The sequence below is a fragment of the Streptomyces sp. RGM 3693 genome, assembly GCF_050471125.1.
In the GTDB taxonomy this organism is placed as follows: domain Bacteria; phylum Actinomycetota; class Actinomycetes; order Streptomycetales; family Streptomycetaceae; genus Streptomyces.
In genome coordinates, this window is the sequence record NZ_JBMPPQ010000001.1 from 2,825,162 (window position 1) to 2,841,228 (window position 16,067).

Annotated in this window: 13 protein-coding genes and 6 pseudogenes; 4 read left to right on the forward strand and 15 right to left on the reverse strand. The window is 66.1% G+C overall.

Annotated elements, in window-relative coordinates:
• Window positions 1-87: 87 nt before the first annotated feature.
• The 11 genes and pseudogenes from ACO0M4_RS12150 to ACO0M4_RS12200 all read right to left on the reverse strand — a co-directional run bounded on the left by ACO0M4_RS12150 (window position 88) and on the right by ACO0M4_RS12200 (window position 10,239).
• Window positions 88-531, reverse strand: coding sequence for a hypothetical protein (locus ACO0M4_RS12150; protein WP_430369891.1), 444 nt, complete (start codon window positions 529-531; stop codon window positions 88-90).
• The gene (locus tag ACO0M4_RS12155; protein WP_430369892.1) at window positions 528-767 is read right to left on the reverse strand and encodes a hypothetical protein; all 240 of its coding nucleotides are present in this window, start codon (window positions 765-767) and stop codon (window positions 528-530) included. Before ACO0M4_RS12155 ends, ACO0M4_RS12150 begins: the two co-directional genes overlap by 4 nt.
• On the reverse strand, window positions 764-1,201 hold the full coding sequence (locus tag ACO0M4_RS12160) for an HK97 gp10 family phage protein (RefSeq protein WP_430369893.1): 438 nt from the start codon (window positions 1,199-1,201) through the stop codon (window positions 764-766). Before ACO0M4_RS12160 ends, ACO0M4_RS12155 begins: the two co-directional genes overlap by 4 nt.
• The gene (locus ACO0M4_RS12165; RefSeq protein WP_430369894.1) at window positions 1,162-1,584 is read right to left on the reverse strand and encodes a DUF6093 family protein; all 423 of its coding nucleotides are present in this window, start codon (window positions 1,582-1,584) and stop codon (window positions 1,162-1,164) included. The genes ACO0M4_RS12160 and ACO0M4_RS12165 overlap by 40 nt, the downstream gene beginning before the upstream one ends.
• Window positions 1,577-1,948, reverse strand: coding sequence for a hypothetical protein (locus ACO0M4_RS12170; protein WP_430369895.1), 372 nt, complete (start codon window positions 1,946-1,948; stop codon window positions 1,577-1,579). The genes ACO0M4_RS12165 and ACO0M4_RS12170 overlap by 8 nt, the downstream gene beginning before the upstream one ends.
• Window positions 1,949-2,953: 1,005 nt before the next feature.
• Window positions 2,954-3,400, reverse strand: a complete 447-nt coding sequence (locus tag ACO0M4_RS12175; protein WP_430369896.1) for a LuxR C-terminal-related transcriptional regulator — start codon at window positions 3,398-3,400, stop codon at window positions 2,954-2,956.
• 79 nt (window positions 3,401-3,479) lie between these two features.
• Window positions 3,480-4,910 carry a glutamine synthetase family protein gene (locus ACO0M4_RS12180; RefSeq protein WP_430369897.1) on the reverse strand — a complete coding sequence of 477 codons (1,431 nt, stop codon included), beginning with the start codon at window positions 4,908-4,910 and terminating at the stop codon, window positions 3,480-3,482.
• Window positions 4,910-6,439 carry an amino acid permease gene (locus ACO0M4_RS12185; RefSeq protein WP_430371349.1) on the reverse strand — a complete coding sequence of 510 codons (1,530 nt, stop codon included), beginning with the start codon at window positions 6,437-6,439 and terminating at the stop codon, window positions 4,910-4,912. The genes ACO0M4_RS12180 and ACO0M4_RS12185 overlap by 1 nt, the downstream gene beginning before the upstream one ends.
• Before the next feature lie 22 nt (window positions 6,440-6,461).
• The gene (locus tag ACO0M4_RS12190; RefSeq protein WP_430369898.1) at window positions 6,462-7,466 is read right to left on the reverse strand and encodes a hypothetical protein; all 1,005 of its coding nucleotides are present in this window, start codon (window positions 7,464-7,466) and stop codon (window positions 6,462-6,464) included.
• Window positions 7,467-7,623: 157 nt separating this feature from the next.
• Window positions 7,624-7,816 (reverse strand): annotated as a pseudogene (locus tag ACO0M4_RS12195) (hypothetical protein).
• A gap of 1,184 nt (window positions 7,817-9,000) precedes the next feature.
• Window positions 9,001-10,239 carry a helix-turn-helix domain-containing protein gene (locus ACO0M4_RS12200; RefSeq protein WP_430369899.1) on the reverse strand — a complete coding sequence of 413 codons (1,239 nt, stop codon included), beginning with the start codon at window positions 10,237-10,239 and terminating at the stop codon, window positions 9,001-9,003.
• A 239-nt stretch (window positions 10,240-10,478) separates the two neighbouring features.
• On the opposite strand from ACO0M4_RS12200, the pseudogene ACO0M4_RS12205 reads away from it, so the two are divergent.
• A pseudogene (locus tag ACO0M4_RS12205) lies at window positions 10,479-10,691 on the forward strand (IS5/IS1182 family transposase); the annotation flags it as partial.
• A gap of 11 nt (window positions 10,692-10,702) precedes the next feature.
• On the opposite strand, the pseudogene ACO0M4_RS12210 reads toward ACO0M4_RS12205, so the two are convergent.
• Both ACO0M4_RS12210 and ACO0M4_RS12215 read right to left on the reverse strand, forming a co-directional pair.
• Window positions 10,703-11,119: pseudogene (locus ACO0M4_RS12210) on the reverse strand (hypothetical protein).
• A gap of 328 nt (window positions 11,120-11,447) precedes the next feature.
• Window positions 11,448-11,561, reverse strand: a pseudogene (locus tag ACO0M4_RS12215) (helix-turn-helix domain-containing protein); the annotation flags it as partial.
• Between the two features lie 532 nt (window positions 11,562-12,093).
• Between ACO0M4_RS12215 and ACO0M4_RS12220 the strand changes: the two are divergent.
• From ACO0M4_RS12220 to ACO0M4_RS12230, 3 genes and pseudogenes are all read left to right on the forward strand, one after another.
• A complete protein-coding gene (locus ACO0M4_RS12220; RefSeq protein WP_430369900.1) occupies window positions 12,094-12,729 on the forward strand; it encodes a TetR/AcrR family transcriptional regulator in 636 nt (211 codons plus the stop codon).
• A gap of 149 nt (window positions 12,730-12,878) precedes the next feature.
• A protein-coding gene (locus ACO0M4_RS12225) for an IS5 family transposase (RefSeq protein WP_430371350.1) occupies window positions 12,879-13,678 on the forward strand; the annotation gives its coding sequence in 2 pieces (ribosomal slippage) (window positions 12,879-13,218 and window positions 13,218-13,678; 801 coding nt in all).
• 48 nt (window positions 13,679-13,726) lie between these two features.
• Window positions 13,727-14,314: pseudogene (locus ACO0M4_RS12230) on the forward strand (VC0807 family protein); the annotation flags it as partial.
• 50 nt (window positions 14,315-14,364) lie between these two features.
• On the opposite strand, the pseudogene ACO0M4_RS12235 reads toward ACO0M4_RS12230, so the two are convergent.
• Window positions 14,365-15,497: pseudogene (locus ACO0M4_RS12235) on the reverse strand (IS630 family transposase).
• Window positions 15,498-15,586: 89 nt separating this feature from the next.
• Window positions 15,587-15,973 (reverse strand): hypothetical protein, encoded by a 387-nt coding sequence (locus ACO0M4_RS12240; RefSeq protein ID WP_430369901.1) that lies wholly within the window; start codon window positions 15,971-15,973, stop codon window positions 15,587-15,589.
• Window positions 15,974-16,067: the final 94 nt, after the last annotated feature.

Below are 16,067 nucleotides of genomic sequence, written 5' to 3' on the forward strand. Positions count from 1 at the left end.
GGCTTCGGGGCACCGTGGCCGGCCGCCAGGTCCGCCGCGATGCCGTACGAACCCCGAACTCGCACGATGCTGACCTGAACACGCAGCTCAGGCCCCGGAGCCCGAGCTTGAGACCAGCAGCCCAAATCGCGCTGCTGCTGTCACCACGCCCTGGCCAGCCCCACCCGGATCGACACCATCATCCGCAAGCATCTCCCGCGCCCACACGCGCACCCCCGACACCTCGATCGCGTTCGCCCACTGGCCAGCGTCAGTGCGGCCCAGTAGTGCTTCCCGTACACGATCTGAGAGCCACTCGGCCTGATCGGCACGCGCCGCCACAACCGTCACCTGGTAGACGAGGCGGGCGTCCTCCGACCTGTCCGCCAACGGCGCCCCGCAGACCGATCCACCCTGTGGGTAAAGCACCGTGTACGGCAGTGGTGAAGGCTTCCCGCTGACGACCGGCAGCCGGCCAAAACCGCACGGCTTGCCCGTCGCGGCAGTCAGCATCACCTGCAGGGCCTCGGTTACGAGCGCCCGCTCAATCACAGGTCGCCTCCCGCAAAGTAGGCAGCAGCCGGGCCTTCGATGCTGAGCACCCCGTACCGGCACAGCCCCAGCGCATCCCACTCCATCACCCCCGGCGTGGTGAGGATCGACAAACTGCGCTCCCCGTCCTCGTCGAACACCTCGGCCACGACAACGGCACGCGCAAGCAGACCACGCTCATGCTCGGCCAGCACACCGGCCAAGGCCACCTCGACGTCGCTGGTCACGTCGCTCACAACGCCTCCACCACCAGGTGGCCAAGCTCCCGCACCAGCACGGGCCCGAACCCCTCCACAGCAGGCCCCAGGTGCGGAAACGGCGGCTGAGCATAATGACGCCCCAGACTGTCAACCCCGACAAACCCGAACTCCAACCGGCGACCCTGCGGCGCACTCGTACCGACCTCGGCAACAACCACAGGCCCGGCACGGTGCACGTCGGACTGCCACGACGCCCGATACCGGCCCGTGACCGCCCGCGGCCCAGGACGGCCGGACGCACGACGCTGCACCTCCACCACCAGAGCCTTCGCACTGTGCCGCATCGCCACATCGGCCGCGGCCAGCACCGCCCTCCCCCCGCGCTCCAGAGCGGCAGCCAGCTCAGCCGGATGCTGGAACACACCTCCGCTCACCGCGCCACCGGCTTCCGGTTGTGCTCCTCCAGCCACACCGTGCGCAGCACCGGCACCGACGACACCTCACCCTGGGCCGCAACTCGGTACGTGCGGCCCACAGCCTGCTCATCGCGGGCCTTGACGAACAGCACCGTGTCGTTCTCCCACACCTCCGGAGCATCAAGGGGCAGCAGCAGCCGGTAGCCGGCCCGGACCTCCTCAACCCACGCACCATCCTGCCCCGAACCCCTACTCCGGATCCGCTCCTGATGCGGGTACAAGCCCCCCTTATCCGCGTACACGATCACCGGCGGCACCGGCACCAGATCTCCGGTCACCGGATCCAACATGTCCTCACCACTACCGCGGCTGACCTGCACCCTGTCCGGCATCAGATGACGCTCCGCGAACCGGGCTACCGCCTGCTGATCAAGCACCCGCAGCCCACTCCCTCAACTGCGCGACGATCCCACGCGTCAGTTCCCCCCGCTCACCGTCCAAGTCGCCCCGCTCCAGGACGGCCTCGTCGAGCTTCCGCCAGTCCACAGCATCCAAGAACCCGACCACCACATGCCGCACATCGGCCGGCTCCACAAACACCTCAGCCAAGCCCTCGAACTCCATGCCACGCCAGCCCCGCCGCACGTACAGCGTGACCTCGGGACCCCCGTCGACGGTCTGCGTGATCCGGTACGCCTCAACCGCGGAAGCGACATCGCGCCCATCGATCTCAATGACCGCGTCCCTCTCGGGACACGCGGCGATTCGAACCCGGCGCACGTCTGGATGCATGGTGCTCATGCCCACGACCCTAGGTGCGTGAAGAGCGCCCGAGCGGCCCGAAGAGCTCCGCAGAACGGTCCCCGGAACAGTGCACTTGGCTGCCGTAACGTGAGCAGAGTTCTATCCATCCGAGCTGCTGGCTGCATACTCGGACAGGCTCCGCCCCGACACGTACGGGGCGGAGCACATCCCCTACCCCTGTGCTCGCCGAGCAGGCGTATCAACGAGGAGCCAGAGCGTGGTCTCCGAAAGCAGTCCCGGCTCCGGGGGCCATACCACAGGCAGTTTGCGCCCCGTAAACGCCCCGACGTCCAGCAACTCGGCACCAGGGGCACCGATAGCGGACAGAAGACCAGCGAACAGCCCAACCGCATAGGCGTGTTCGGCATACGCCGATGCGTCGGGACGCGGTGGCTGCTCGCCGCCGTTCTGGGCGACTGCGACGTCGTAGTACGCCTGGGTGATCGTTCCGGCGTCGAGGAGCGCCGCGAAACACTTGCCGGTTGTCTTCTGTGCCCAATACTGAGGCTCGAGGGAGGAAGTATCGGAGAGGCTGCAACTTGTGGACCTTCGGCACCTACCTTGGCTCAACCCCCCCGCAGCGGCGCCCTCGTCCGACTGAAGCCCAGCACACCTAGTGCCACCCGATGCCCTGCGCCACGATCCACATGAGGCCGAGCCAACCACCGCCGAAGGCCAGGAGAACCAGGAGCAGGAGCATCACCGTGGCTGTGCGTATTGGTGGGTCAGGTTCAGGCGGCTCCGGCGGAAGATGGCCGTGAACATGCTCTGCGCGTATGCAATCAGGGCAGTGAGGATCACGTGCCATCGCAGAGCCACCTCCCCGCTCCGTGGATGGTCAACTGGATCCTCCGAGTGGTCTGTTCGGCGCTGTCGTCGCTGAGGGAAATCGGTTCCGGCGATGACGAGGGCAGGCGTGTCCTTCTGGCGGAGCTTCACCGTGGGGCCGGGCTACCGCAGCGCGGTCGGCGTACCGCGCATGCACGCGGGCCCGTCCTCGGATCATGGCTCGGTGAGGACACCGAACTCCCAGGCACGCGTGATCAGATGGGGATCGTTCTTCGCCTGCCACTTCTCCCGGAGGGCTTTGATGCGAACCTTGACGCCGTGCTGTGACAGCTCGTGGGTGTTGTGCTGCGCGATTGCGGGATAGGTGGCTCCCTCGGCTATGAGGCGGATGATTTCGACCTCGGCGTCGTCGAGCCTCTCCGGCGATTCGGTGCGCGCGGGGCGGGGCAGCTGCATGCGCGTGTAGCAGAGGTGGATGAGGCAGGCCCGGTTGGTGACGCCCATCTTGTGCTGCGCGTGGCGGAGTTGGCCGTCGACCGTGCCTTTGGCGAGGCGCAGCTTCAGGGCGATTTCGCCGCTGGTCAAGCCGAGCGCCGCGTGCCCGGTGACTCGGATCTCGGACGGCGAGAGGCTGTCGATGGGGGCGATATTTCTAGGCATTTGGAATCTTTCGGATGGCGTGTGGGGCTACTGAGCAGCGTGGACGGGCCGGTGCCCGCGCGTTGCGCTGAGTTGCTCGTTAGGCGTGGAGGAGCCAGCGAGCTCGTTCGGTATCCGGGACAAGGGCGCGCTGGTGGTCGAGGTCGACCTGCGCGAGCCGGGTGTAGTGCTGCACGACCTCGCGTCCCAACCGTGCTTCGGCGATTGTGCTTTCGGAGAACCAGGTCAAGGCTTCCTCCAACGTGTGAGCCAGCGGCGGCGCAGTCCTGTCTTGGTAGGCGTTGCCGGACTGCTCGGGGGGAAGCGGTGGGGTGCGGTCAAGGCCGTAGGTGATCGCGGCGACGACGGCGGCCGTAGCAAGGTAGGGGTTGGCGTCCGCACCGGGCACCCGCACTTCCAGGTGCAGGCCCTCGTCGTGGCCGACGACGCGCACGGCGCAGGTCCGGTTGTCATAACCCCAGGCCATGGAGGTCGGGGCGAACGAAGCTGGTGCATAGCGGCGGTAGGAGTTGGTGCTCGGCGCGTACAACGGCGCCAGCTCGGGCAGCGCCTCGACAAGGCCGGCGACGGCACGATCACAGGTAGGCGAGAGGCGGCCATCGCCGGTCCCGAGCGCCGGCTTCCCGTCGCGCCACAACGAGAGGTGCAGGTGGAGGCCGCTGGCCACACCGGCGTGCGGGGCGGCCATGAACGTCGCCGTCATCCCCGCGCGGGCGGCCAGCGCCCGGGCAGCATGCTTGAGAAGCAGGTGCACGTCGCACGCCTCCAGCACGGGCCCGTACGGAAAGGTGATCTCGATCTGACCGGGGCTGGCCTCGGTCTTGACAGCTTCGACGGGCGCCCCGGCCCCGGCCAACGCCGATTGCAAGCGTCGCAGGAAGCGGTCAAGGGCGGGAGGGTGATCGAGCGCGTAGTCCAGGTTCGTCGAGCTCACTGGAGCCAGGGGATGCCCGGCCAGGGACCCGGTGGCAGGGCGGCCTTCGTAGAGGACGAATTCACTCTCCAGCCCCACCTGCACCTGAAATCCATGCACCGCCCGCAGACGTTCGAGCTGGGCGCGCAGGATCTGCCGCGGAGCCACCTCCACAGGCTGCTCGTCGCAGGCGAACGCGTCGCCGAGGACAAGCACGGTCCGCGCCATCCACGGCACCGGCCGCAGCGTGCTCAGATCTGGGACGACTTTCAGGTCGGCGTAGCCGTCCTCCCAGGAGGTCAGGGCGAAGCCGCCGACCGGCTGCATGCCGACGTCGGTGGCCAGCAGGTAGGCGCACATATCGGCGTGCGTGCTGGCGACGCGGTCCAGGAAGTGCCGAGCGTCGTACCTCTTGCCTTTCAATCGCCCTTGCAGGTCAGGCAGGGCCAGCAGCACCGTGTCGATGCGACCACGTTCGACCGCCGCCCGCACCTCTTCCAGACGGACCGGCCCCGAGTGCCGAAGACGCCCCAGGTCTCCGGCCGGCTTTCGCGGAGAGGACACAGCCAGGCCAGGGGACGTGTTGAGGGAGGGCATCAGATGACCTCCCTCTCCAGGTCCGCCAGATCACGGTCCGTCCTGCCGGTGGGAACGGCATAGGTGCGCTTGGCCAGCCACCACCACACCGTCGCCACGGCCAGCACCACTACGAGGGCGATCGGCGCGTAGTTGAAGGTGTCGATGCTGATCGGGTCGTGTTGCGGCAGGCAGAACAGCACCGTCACGAACGCCACCCACATCACCGCCACAACGCCCACCGGTACACCCCAGCGGCCCAGGTTCCACGGGCCGGCTTTGAAGCGGCGCTGGTTCTTGATCCGCAGGAAGATGGGGATGGCGTAGGCGGGGGTGACACCGATGACGTTGATCGCGGTCACCGCACCGTAGGCAGTTGCGCTGTACAAAGAGGGCAGGACCAGCACCGCGGCCACCGCCACTGACAGCCACACAGCTGCCCTCGGGGTGCCGCGGCTCACGCGCTGCCAGTGCTGCCAGCCGGGCAGCGCCCGGTCGCGGGAGAACGCGAAGATCATGCGGGAGCAGGCGGCGGTCCCCGCGTTCCCGCAGAACAGCTGCGCGGCGATCACGAGCAGCAGCAGGGCCTTCGCTGCCTCCGGGCCGAGTGCATCGTGGAAGATCTGTGCCGGCGGTACGTCGGCGTGCTGGATGGTGGTGTAGTCCTGAATGGCGAAGGTGAGCCCGGCCAACAGCACGAACCCTGCTCCCCATGACCACACGATGGCCCGCATGATGCCCCTGGGGGCGGCGACCTGCGCGTTGGTGGTCTCCTCCGACAGGTGCGCCGAGGCGTCGTAGCCGGAGAACGTGTACTGCGCCACGAGCAGCCCGACGAGCGCGACGTACCAGGTGGAGGAAAACCCGGTGTCGTTGACGAACGTGGTGAACACGAACGACGGGGACTGGTGATGGGAGGGGACCAGGAGCAGGGCGCCGACGATGACGGCGACGCCGGCCAGGTGCCACCAGACGCTGACCACGTTCAGGAGGCTGACCAGCTGCACGCCCTGGAGATTGAGCACGGCGTGCAGGAGGAGGATCACAAGGAAGATCACGAAGGTGGTGCCCGGGCTCGCAACCAGGCCGAACTGCAGGTTGAGGAAGGCCGCGGTGAACTGCGCGCACCCATAGTCGATCCCGGCGATGGCACCCAACAGTCCGAGGAGGTTGAGCCAGCCGGTGTACCAGCCCCACTTTTTCCCGCCCAGCTTGTGGGCCATGAAGTACAGGGCGCCGCTGGTGGGGTACGCGGAGGTGACCTCGGCCAGGCCGGCGCCGACGAACAACACCATGAAGCCGACCGCCACCCAGCCCCACATCATGACCGCGGGTCCGCCGGTCGCCATGCCGAAGCCGTACATCGTCATGCATCCCGACAGGATGCTGATGACGGTGAAGCTGGCCCCCGCGTTCCCGAACGCGGTCATCCGGCGGGTCAGCTGCTGTTTGTAGCCCAGCTCCCGCAGCACCAGGTCATCCGGCCTGGCGTCCGGAGAGCGAGAGGATCGGTGAGACAAGAGACGACCTCCAGACAGAGAAACGGACAGAACCCCCGTGTGGGGGTGAAAGTCAGGCAGTGGGGTGCGGAGAGTGCGACCTCGTCGCGTACGACTCGGCCTGGGCCCGCAGAAACAGGGTCTTGGCGGCGTCCTGCTGGTCTCCGTAGTCCTGCACCGAGGACCACGGCTCCCATGCCGTGTACGGGCTCATGGCGTCGAATACCTCGGCCGCCTGCGCCAGCTTGTGCCCTGCCCACAATGCACAGGCCAGATGATTGAGGTCGGACACCGACCTCAAACGCGGATCCGCCCGCCGAAACCACCCCTCGTAAGCCCGCAGGGTGTAGCCGATGGTGGGCTCCTCGGCCCACTGAAGCCGCCACGTCGCAAGCTGCCACCGTCTGCCTCGGCGCCGGAACTGCTCGGCCAGTGCGTACAGCGGCAACAACAACAGCGGCGACCTCTCCGCCGCCCAGGACGCCGCCCACCGGCTGAAGTCCATTACCTCCGCCAGGGCTCCCGCCTCCGCCACCCGCCGGGCCAGAAGAAACTGGACCATCCGGTGGTACGCCTCCCGACTGAACGGATCACGCCGGTGAACCTCATACAGCAGCCCCCACGGGCCTGCCGGCAGCATCGGCTCTGCCGCCCGCTCACGATGCTCCCGCCACACCTGCCCCGTATCGAGCTGCGCCAACGTCAGCAGACACAACCACGGCACCGGATCTCGCCAATCACGACGAGAGACTGACACCGCGAGGACTCGCGCTCGCTGCTCCAACCTCCCAGCGGAGGGGTGCCGCTGACGATGTGCCCGCAGGGCCCGCTCCACCGACACCCGAGCCTGCATCACCTGGGCGTCGTAGCTGTCCGGCTCCTCGGCCAACCATGCCTCCACCACATCGGAGCCGGCCGCCATGATGCCAAGAACCTGCGTTCGGAAACTCCGCAACGGCCAGTTCGATCCGGTCTCGGCAAGGAGACTGCGCATCGACATCCACCGGCCGACGGCCAACTCGGTCATCGCGGCACGTAGCGCATCGTCCGCGCCCCCAGGGTGATAGATCGGGTCCATCAGCTCGTCCCGCCACTGCCGGACGGATGGAAGACGTCGAGTCGGGAGCAGATCACGGTTCTTCGGCCTGCTGAGTTCGACCAGAGCAGTTGCGATGTCATCGTGTTCCTTAGAAGTCATCAGAAGGGCCGGGCCGTTGGCGGTAGCAGATAGGGCATCAGAACTTCACGCCGCCAAGCAGGGTGGCGAGACTTGCGGTGGTACGGCTGATGGCGGCGGCCATCGGAGAACTTGCCAGGTAGAACCCGAGCAGCACACACGACCGCGTGCCCCGCCTTCAACTCGTACTTCTTGATCAGCACGAGGGCAACGATGGCGAGCAGGACGACGGCGGAGACGTTAACGATCATCCAGTACCGCCCGCGTACGGCTGTCTGCGCAGCGGGCTACCGCGAGCCGGTGATGAAACACCACCCCGTCTGTACACAGATACGCCCCGGCCGGAGGCATCATCCAGATGCGGACACATCGGCGATATGCCGACTCATATGCCGCCATGGTGCACGTGAATACATGCGGTCGGCATTGAGTCAGGGGACAGCTCCAGCGAGAGGCCATGCCCCGCTCGACCGGAATGTGGATCAAGGAATGGGTCAGGCAACAGAGAACAGAACCTATGGGCAGCCGGGACACTCGCATCTGCTCCACTGCCCGTAGCCCGGCCCGCAGTCCGGCCTGCACGACGTCCACGTCGCCATCGAGTATCGGCCCGGAATGCTGAACAATCTGAACCTCCCAGGGCAGATCCGTCTGCATACCGCACGACCACTCATGAGGCGGGTGAGAACTGGGGGAAGGCCAGGAATCGTGGTGGAGACTAGGCCGTCGGCCTTCCTGCTGTGGTGTCTCCAGCTCAGGCGAGAGCCCGACTCGGTGTGCCAGGGTGATCATCGGGATCTCCTGTACGTCTGCACCGCTCTGGACAACCCCTGCCATCAGTAAGGCGACTGGGGCGAGGACTGTCCACTGATTCGCGAATCCGCACATCCCTTGGGTGGTATCTCCGCGGGGCCCCGTCGTTCCTGGCGCGTCTTGCGAAGCGCGCTGCGCAGTGCGTCAGGGCGAGTGAGGGAGCGTGGGTTGGCAGGGAAGACATTCCAATGAAGTCCGGGAGGCGCTGTAGCGGAGGCCGGCGGGACCACAACATGGCACCGCTCCCCAAGCGGCACTGTCTCAGGCTCCTCCCACCGGGCGGCAGTCCCCACGGGCACGAGGAAATACAGCCGAGGTTCCGGCCCTCCACTATCGAGAATTACGGGGCCAATCTGCTTACGGCCTTCTTTGAGGATCTCGATCGCGCGTCGACCAACGACCTCGGCGGCGCGTATGGCATCCCACCACTCGCCCGCTGAGCAGAGTTCAGGCTCGCGGCCGATGGGCATCCACCGTGGCGGGAGACTGCGGGCTGCCGGGGTGGTATCAGACATGGGAATGGTCTCCTCACAACAACGTGTGAGGAGACCATGTCACTGTGCAAGCGCCCTGCGCGGACAGATTGTACGCGGGAATCTACACCAGACCCCTTGATGAGATGTCAAGTTGTGGTAAGGCCAGCCCAACTCCCAAAAGATGAAAGCTCGTTGGACGGATGAGTCTCCATCCGCAACAAGGCGGCAGTCGTCTCTCTCACTGACGGGTGGAAGCGTGTGTGATTCGGTGCGATCGTGCGGGCGCGGCGAAGGTCGTTGAAGGCGCCAGTCCGATCGCTGACCGCAAGCTTCGCCGAGGCGACGTCGATGAAGTGGTGGCTTGATCGCTCTCCAACCGTGCTCGCAGGCGGAGCCCACTCTCCTCCCGATACGGGTGTCCACTCGGCGAGCCGGGCCAGGGCTTGCTCCGTGTCTCCCATATCGATCATCGCGTGCACGTCGTGAATGCGGATGTTCGTCGGGCCGAACGACGTCTCGTAGGCAAGCGAGTCACGGTTCCCGGCCATCCTGGCCACGTCCTCGGCCTCCCGAAGGTACTCGTTCGCGCGGTCCGGTTGATTCTCGCGAGCCTCCAGCACCGCGAGCTTCAGCAAGAGCGCGCCATCTACGGCGAGTGCGTCCTTGGTGTACGAGAGTTCCGGCTGAAGCCTCTCAAGCTCTTCTCGCAGACCCAGGAGCTTGCGGCGGGCCGAGGTGTATGCCCCCTGGCGCAGCATGGCCCCGGCCACCAAGTATCCGGAGGTGACCTGCATCAGTGGGTCACCGGACTGCCTTGCAGCCCAACTTACGCACGCCAAAGCGGTGTTCGAAAAGTCATGGTGCCCCAACTTATGGGCCAGCGAATTCACTGCCCGGTACGCGCGAGCAAGGTGCCAGAAGGCCCTGCTTTGATCTTCGATGAGCCCTCCCAATGCCACGTGGGTCAACTCTGTGATGATCGCTGGCAGGAGGGGGCCCATTGGCGCGTAGCGAGCATCTCTCCGCAGGGCCGAGACCTGATCTACCTCGGAGATGAGCACGGGGAGTGGCCTGGGGCTGATCTCCATATCGTCGGGGCTGTCGTAGCAGAGTAGGACGCGGCGCAGTTCGGGAACTACTGCGTGTACACGATCTTCAGCCTCAGGTTCGCCGTAGTACGGCTGGCCGGTCAGAACCTCGGGGCCGAAGTGCAGAGCCTTGGCGAGCGCCAGCACTAGCGACGGAGAGGCTTTCCGCTTGCCGGACTCAAGTTTCTGTACGTAGCTCGGAGAAATTGCGACCTTCTGTGCCAGTTGCCCGGCAGACAGCTTCCGTGTCCTGCGGGCTACACGGAGACGGTCTCCTAGTGTCACGGGTTCAGTCATCGGCGGATCGGTCCCTTCACGATGAAACACTTGGTTCAGAGTACGGACTTGTTCTTGCCCTGCGAACGGGAGCGTCACGTGTTGATGCAGCGGCTACCCCCAGCACTCCCGGGTGATTGGCATTGCATGCTGTGAAGCTCAGACCCCAGGACGCTCGGACTCCGGCGTCCAGTGCGCGGCCGATCAGGCTGGCGGCGAGTGCGGGACTCGTGACGAAGGAGACGGTGTTGGGTATCCCGGCGGATCAGCAGGGCAACCGGCTGCGAAGGGGCAGTCGAGACGGCAGGCCACCGGCCTTCGATCGTGATGCCTCCAAGCAGCGCAATACCGTCGAGCGGTGCATCAACCGCTTGAAGCAGTGGCAGGGCATCGCCACTCGATACGAGAAGACCGCCACCGTCTACCTGGCCGGGCTCCACGTCGCAGGCATCTTCCTCTGGTCCGCCCGTTGATCCAATGGGGACTACGATCTGGCGATCTCTTGCCGGAGCTGGTGGGTGAAGCGACGCAGGAGGTCCAACGTCTCTCGGAACTCGGCACGGCGGTCGTCCCTGCCGTCGGTGGGCCGGGTGCTCCGGACCCGACGCGCGAGAGCATCGGCGGGATCGAAGGTGTCGCTGGCGCAGAGCAGGTAGAGGGCTGAGCGTGCTTCCTGCATCCGGTTCGCCAACTCGTTGGCTCCGGGACCGTCGTCACTCAGCTGTGTTTTCTTCAGGTAGTCCAGTAGCTGAAGTACGGCCGTGTTGAAGCCGATCCCGGCTTTGAGCTTCTGTTCGCGGAGCCACAGGCGGTCCTATCGGCGCGCGGTGAACCACGAACCGAACATCACCCCTATGAGGCCGATAGCGGCCCCGATGGCCACGGACAGGATGTTCTCCACGGTCAGCTCGCCCCGACGTACAGCGACGCCAGGCTACAGAGACTCTCGGAGGCACCGCATTCGATGAGCGCGCTCACATGCCAAGGATTCAGTGATTCGAACGAAACGGCCTAGACCTCGACTGTATGCGGGCCCTTCTTCGGATCACCGGACTCGTCGACGACCAGCACCGCTTCATCATCGCCCAGTTGCTCGACGTTGTTGATGGTTGTTGAGCGACGCTGGAGATGTGCATGAGGGCGACGTGCTGGTTGTCGACGGGACAAGGCGAAACGATCCCGGTGGCCGTCACTTCCGGTGGTGTTCTGGGGACCGCCTTGCGCGGTTCGGTGACCAGTGCGGCGAATCTGCCGCTGCGGTAGTCCCGCATCCACCGGTCGATTGTGCCCCGGGACACCTTCACCTGCCGACCGAACGGATCCGTGTGTTCCTTCTGCGCCAACTCCCGTGCAGGACGACCACGTTCAGGTGTGGTCAGACCGCCATCCAGCAGGTCCTGGATCAGGGAATAGCGGAACAGACCGACCTGCCGGGCTTTCTCCGCCCGCCGGCGGTCCTCATCCTCGCTCGATGCCGTGCTCGGCCTCTCCTCGCATCTCGATCAGCGTTCGCCCCGTCGCGAACGGACACGATTAAGCTTTCCGGCGCCTCCGATCGCCGCCCAGGGGGCGGCCCGTGTTGATCAACTAGTGCCGCATCAGGCAACGTTCGCCCCGCTCACGGCCTGACGTAAGCATTCACCGGTGGCGTGAATGTTCCGCCAGATGCGGGGGCTGAAGGCGCCCGCCCGGACTTGGCCCGCGATGAACGCCGCCGGAGATTTTCGCCGGTTCATGCACAAACGGTCGGCGGCCCGACTCGCGTTGTGGCCGAGCGTGAGTATCGCGGCATGCGGGTGGCTGAGTCGGTGCGATGCCCGTCGTCAATCGCCCTTGCTCTGGCGGGCTAGAGCGGTCCGGTGCTAGGTTTTTACCGTGCGGTCAAAAAATCGATCTAGCGGTAAGCAAGAGCGAACGTTCATCGAACAGGCACGGCGGTCGCAACTGGTGGACTGTGCAATCGCGGCCATCGTGGATGTGGGGTTGCCCCGGGCGTCACTGGCGGAGATCGCGCGACGGGCGGGGATCACCAAGCAGGCGATCTTCTACCACTTCTCCAGCCGCGAGGAGTTGATCCATGAGGTTGTCGCCACGGTGACGAACCGAGGTGCGGAGTTCATGGCTGCGCGGTGGCGCCATCAACCCAGTCCCGTAGACGAGTTGACTGCGTACATCGAGGCCAATGTCGAGTACATCGCCACCTATCGTGACCAGGTCAGGGCACTGGTGGTGATCGCGATGAACTTCACTGACGAGGACGGACGCTCCCGGCTGGCACTCGATGCCTCGGTCTACGGCGACAGTCTCGCGCCGTTGCAGGACATCCTGCGACGCGGTCAGGAGCAGGGGCACTTCGACGAGTTCAACACGCGGACCGCGGCGGTGACGATCCGCGCGGCCATCGACGCCATCGGACCGCAGTTGAGCGTGATTCCCGACCTGGACCTGGGCGACTACGCTCGCGATCTGGTGGCGCTGTTCCACCGCGCGACCGCCGGGAACCGGACGTGAATCTCCGGTCACGTAGCAATAGTTCACATAGGGGGAAATTGACGGTGAATGGGTCTGACGAAGTGAACATCGGGCGTGGGCCCGCGGACGGAAGGGGCTTAGACGTCATCTCATTTGGCTGCATCGGTAGACTGCTGGCTGTGGTGGGGATTGTTGAGCGGCTGGTGCCGGACGAGTTGTGGGAGTTGTTCCAGCGGGTGGTGCCGGAGGCGCCGATGCGTCCTCAGGGCGGCGGACGGCGTCGGCACGGCGACCGGGAGGTGTTGGCCGCGATCGTGTTCGTGGCAACGTCCGGCTGTACCTGGCAGCAGTTGCCGTCCGCGTCCTTCGGGCCGTCGGGAGCGACGACCCATCGGCGGTTTTCCGAGTGGAGCAGAGCCCGGGTGTGGGCGAAGCTGCACCGTCTGGTCCTCGATGAACTCGGCTCCCGTGGGGAGTTGGACTGGTCGAGGTGCGCGATCGACTCGGTGAACATGCGGGCGTTGAAAAGGGGGACCTGACGGGTCCGAATCCTGTGGACCGGGGCAAGTACGGCTCGAAAATCCACTTGATCACAGAGCGGACCGGTCTGCCCCTGTCCGTTGGGATCTCGGGGGCGAACCTGCACGACAGTCAGGCCCTCGAACCCCTGGTGCGGGGTATCCCGCCCATCCGCTCGCGCCGCGGCCCCAGGCGACGTCGGCCCGGAAAGCTGCATGCCGACAAGGGCTACGACTACGACCACCTGCGCCGATGGTTACGCGGCCGGGGCATCACCCATCGCATCGCCCGCAGGGGAATCGAGAGCTCCACCCGCCTGGGGCGGCACCGTTGGACTGTGGAGCGGACCATGTCGTGGCTGGCCGGCTGCCGCCGGCTCCACCGCCGCTATGAGCGCAAGGCCGACCACTTCCTCGCCTTCACCAGCATCGCCTGCACCCTCATCTGCTACCGGAGATTAGCCAAATGAGATGACGTCTTAGCCGAGGCATCGGGTCGATACGCGTGGACGGCACTCGCGCTCGATGTTGTGGTCCCCCTCGCGGTGTTTTACGGAAGCCGGGCGGCCGGGACCGATCAATGGCTGGCGCTGGTCCTGGCGGGTGTCGCGCCGGCCGCCGGTATCGTCCTGACCTGGGTGCGGCAGCGGCGCGTCGACGCGACCGCGCTGTTTGTGCTCGCTGCGATGGCGCTGTCGCTGCTGGTGGCGATGGTCACCGGCGATCCTCGGGCTCTGCTGGCGCGGGAGAGTTGGGTCACCGGGGCACTGGGCCTTTGGATCCTCGGGTCGCTGGCACTGGCCCGGCCGTTCCTCCTGGACGTCGCCATCAAGGTCAGCCCACCGGGTGCCGCGCGACGCTTCGACGAGCTGTGGCGGCGCAATCCCGTGTTCCACCGGTGGCTGCAGCTGGCCAGCGTTGGCTGGGGAACCGCGTTCCTCCTCGATGCCGCCGCCCGCGTCGTCATGGCCTACACGCTGCCCCTTGACAGCGTTCCGTTGCTCGGGGTGCTGGTACTGGTCGTCATGCTGGTTGCCGCGCAGGCCATCGTGATGGTGCACGGCCGCCGCAGCGGAGCTCTGGCCCTGGCGCGCGGCCGTGGCTGACCAGGGCAGGCGCCTTCGCACCGTTCTGGTCACCGGAGGTGCACATCGCATCAGGCAACGTTTGCCCTGTCGACGACCTTGCGTAGGCGTTTGTCGGCGGCGTGCTTGTTCCGCCAGATGATGTAGCGGCGGATCATGCTGCCCTGTTCCTTGTGGCTGGGGTGGTCGGTGCCGTCGAGGGTGAAGTAGCGCAGGGCGGTGAACTGGGCCTCGATGCGGTTCAACCAGGAGCTGTTGGTCGGGGTGTAGGCGAGCTCGACGTTGTTGGCTGCGGCCCATTCGCCGACCCGGGTGTCCTTCTTCGTGGTCAGGTGCGGGGAGAAGTTGTCGAGCAGGATCGCGATGCGGACCTTGGGTGGGTAGAGGCTGCGAACGTAGCGGCAGAACTCCAGGAACTTCGCCCAGTGCATCCTCGGCTTGATGTGGCCGTAGAGCTTGTCCCTACCCAGCTCGTAGGCGGCGAACAGATGCCTGACCCCGTGCGGGCGGGTGTAGGTCGCCCGCCGTCGGGGCCTGGGCTCCGGTCGGGGTCCTTGCGCTTCCCGCCGCGCTCGGCCCACTGCCGGCCCGGGTGGGGCTGGAGGTTGAGCGGCCCGAACTCGTCCATGCAGAAGATGACTTCGGGCTCGCCTTCCTCGGGTATGACCTCACCGTCGGCGATCGCGTAGAGATGCTCGACGCGGGCCTTGTTGGCCTCATAGTTGAGGTCGCGGGAGGTCTTCCACGTCTTTATCCGTTGAAACGACACGCCCTCCTCACGGAGCAGGACCCGCAGGCCCTCATGGCTGAGGTCGTCGACCACCCCCTCAGCGACCAGGAAGTCGGCCAGCTTGGCCAGGCTCCGTGCCGAGAACGGCAGGCCGTGCTCGGCCGGCTTGGACTTGGCGATCTTCTTGATCTCACGCCGCTCAGGCAGCGTGAGTGTCCGCGGTCGACCGCCTCTGTACTTTGGATAGAGCGAACCGAAGCCGTCGGCGTTGAAGTTGTGGATCACGTCCCGAACCCGGTCCGCGCTGGTGAACGTCACCCCAGCGATCATCGCCACAGACATGCCCTGGGCGGGCAGCAGCACCATCTGAGCCCTCCGCCAGGTCACTACCGACCCGGTACCTCTACGGATGATCCTTAATAGACGCTGTCCCTCATCATCATCGATCTCGCGGACGCGTACTCGTTCTGCCATCCGGACAGCCTGGCGACACCGCTCCGTGCAGACCAGCATCCGTACAGGGCGTCACGTCAACTACGGGGCAAAGGTTCTCCGATACGGCACTAGCCGAAGAGGTGCAGGTCAGCACCCGGCCGTCTATCGCCCGTCCGGCGAAGGCCCATCGCGACAGTGTTCATCTCCGGCCACCTCGTGGCCGCCGCCCGGTGGGCAGCCACGATCACCGAGACTGCGTCCGACAGCGGCGAGGCCGCCAGCTCCGGCATCACCGGATCGTCCGCGAGCGCGACCAGGGCGACGGTGAAGTGCCGCCGCACGTCCTCCGACCTGCGGCGGAAATGGCGAATCCAGCCGCGAACCGTGCCGTCCGCTAGCCCCAGCCGGGCGGCGACCTGGCGGTGCCCCATGCCCAGGGCCGCTATCTCCAGCCCGGCCCCGATCACCTCGGCCGCATCCATCCGCCGCGGCCAGACCGTCTCTGGCAGCAGCACGTGTGTGATCCCGCAGCCCGAGCAGCGTGACCGTCGAGGACGTACGAACCTGCGAGCTTCGAGATCGCCGCGAACTTCCCGTGGTCGGCCGTGG

Coding starts and splice junctions, on each gene's coding strand:
- ACO0M4_RS12170 (WP_430369895.1), bottom strand. CDS start 1,948: ATGAGCACCATGCATCCAGACGTGCGCCGGGTTCGAATCGCCGCGTGT.
- ACO0M4_RS12175 (WP_430369896.1), bottom strand. CDS start 3,400: ATGCCTAGAAATATCGCCCCCATCGACAGCCTCTCGCCGTCCGAGATC.
- ACO0M4_RS12180 (WP_430369897.1), bottom strand. CDS start 4,910: ATGCCCTCCCTCAACACGTCCCCTGGCCTGGCTGTGTCCTCTCCGCGA.
- ACO0M4_RS12190 (WP_430369898.1), bottom strand. CDS start 7,466: ATGGACCCGATCTATCACCCTGGGGGCGCGGACGATGCGCTACGTGCC.
- ACO0M4_RS12200 (WP_430369899.1), bottom strand. CDS start 10,239: ATGACTGAACCCGTGACACTAGGAGACCGTCTCCGTGTAGCCCGCAGG.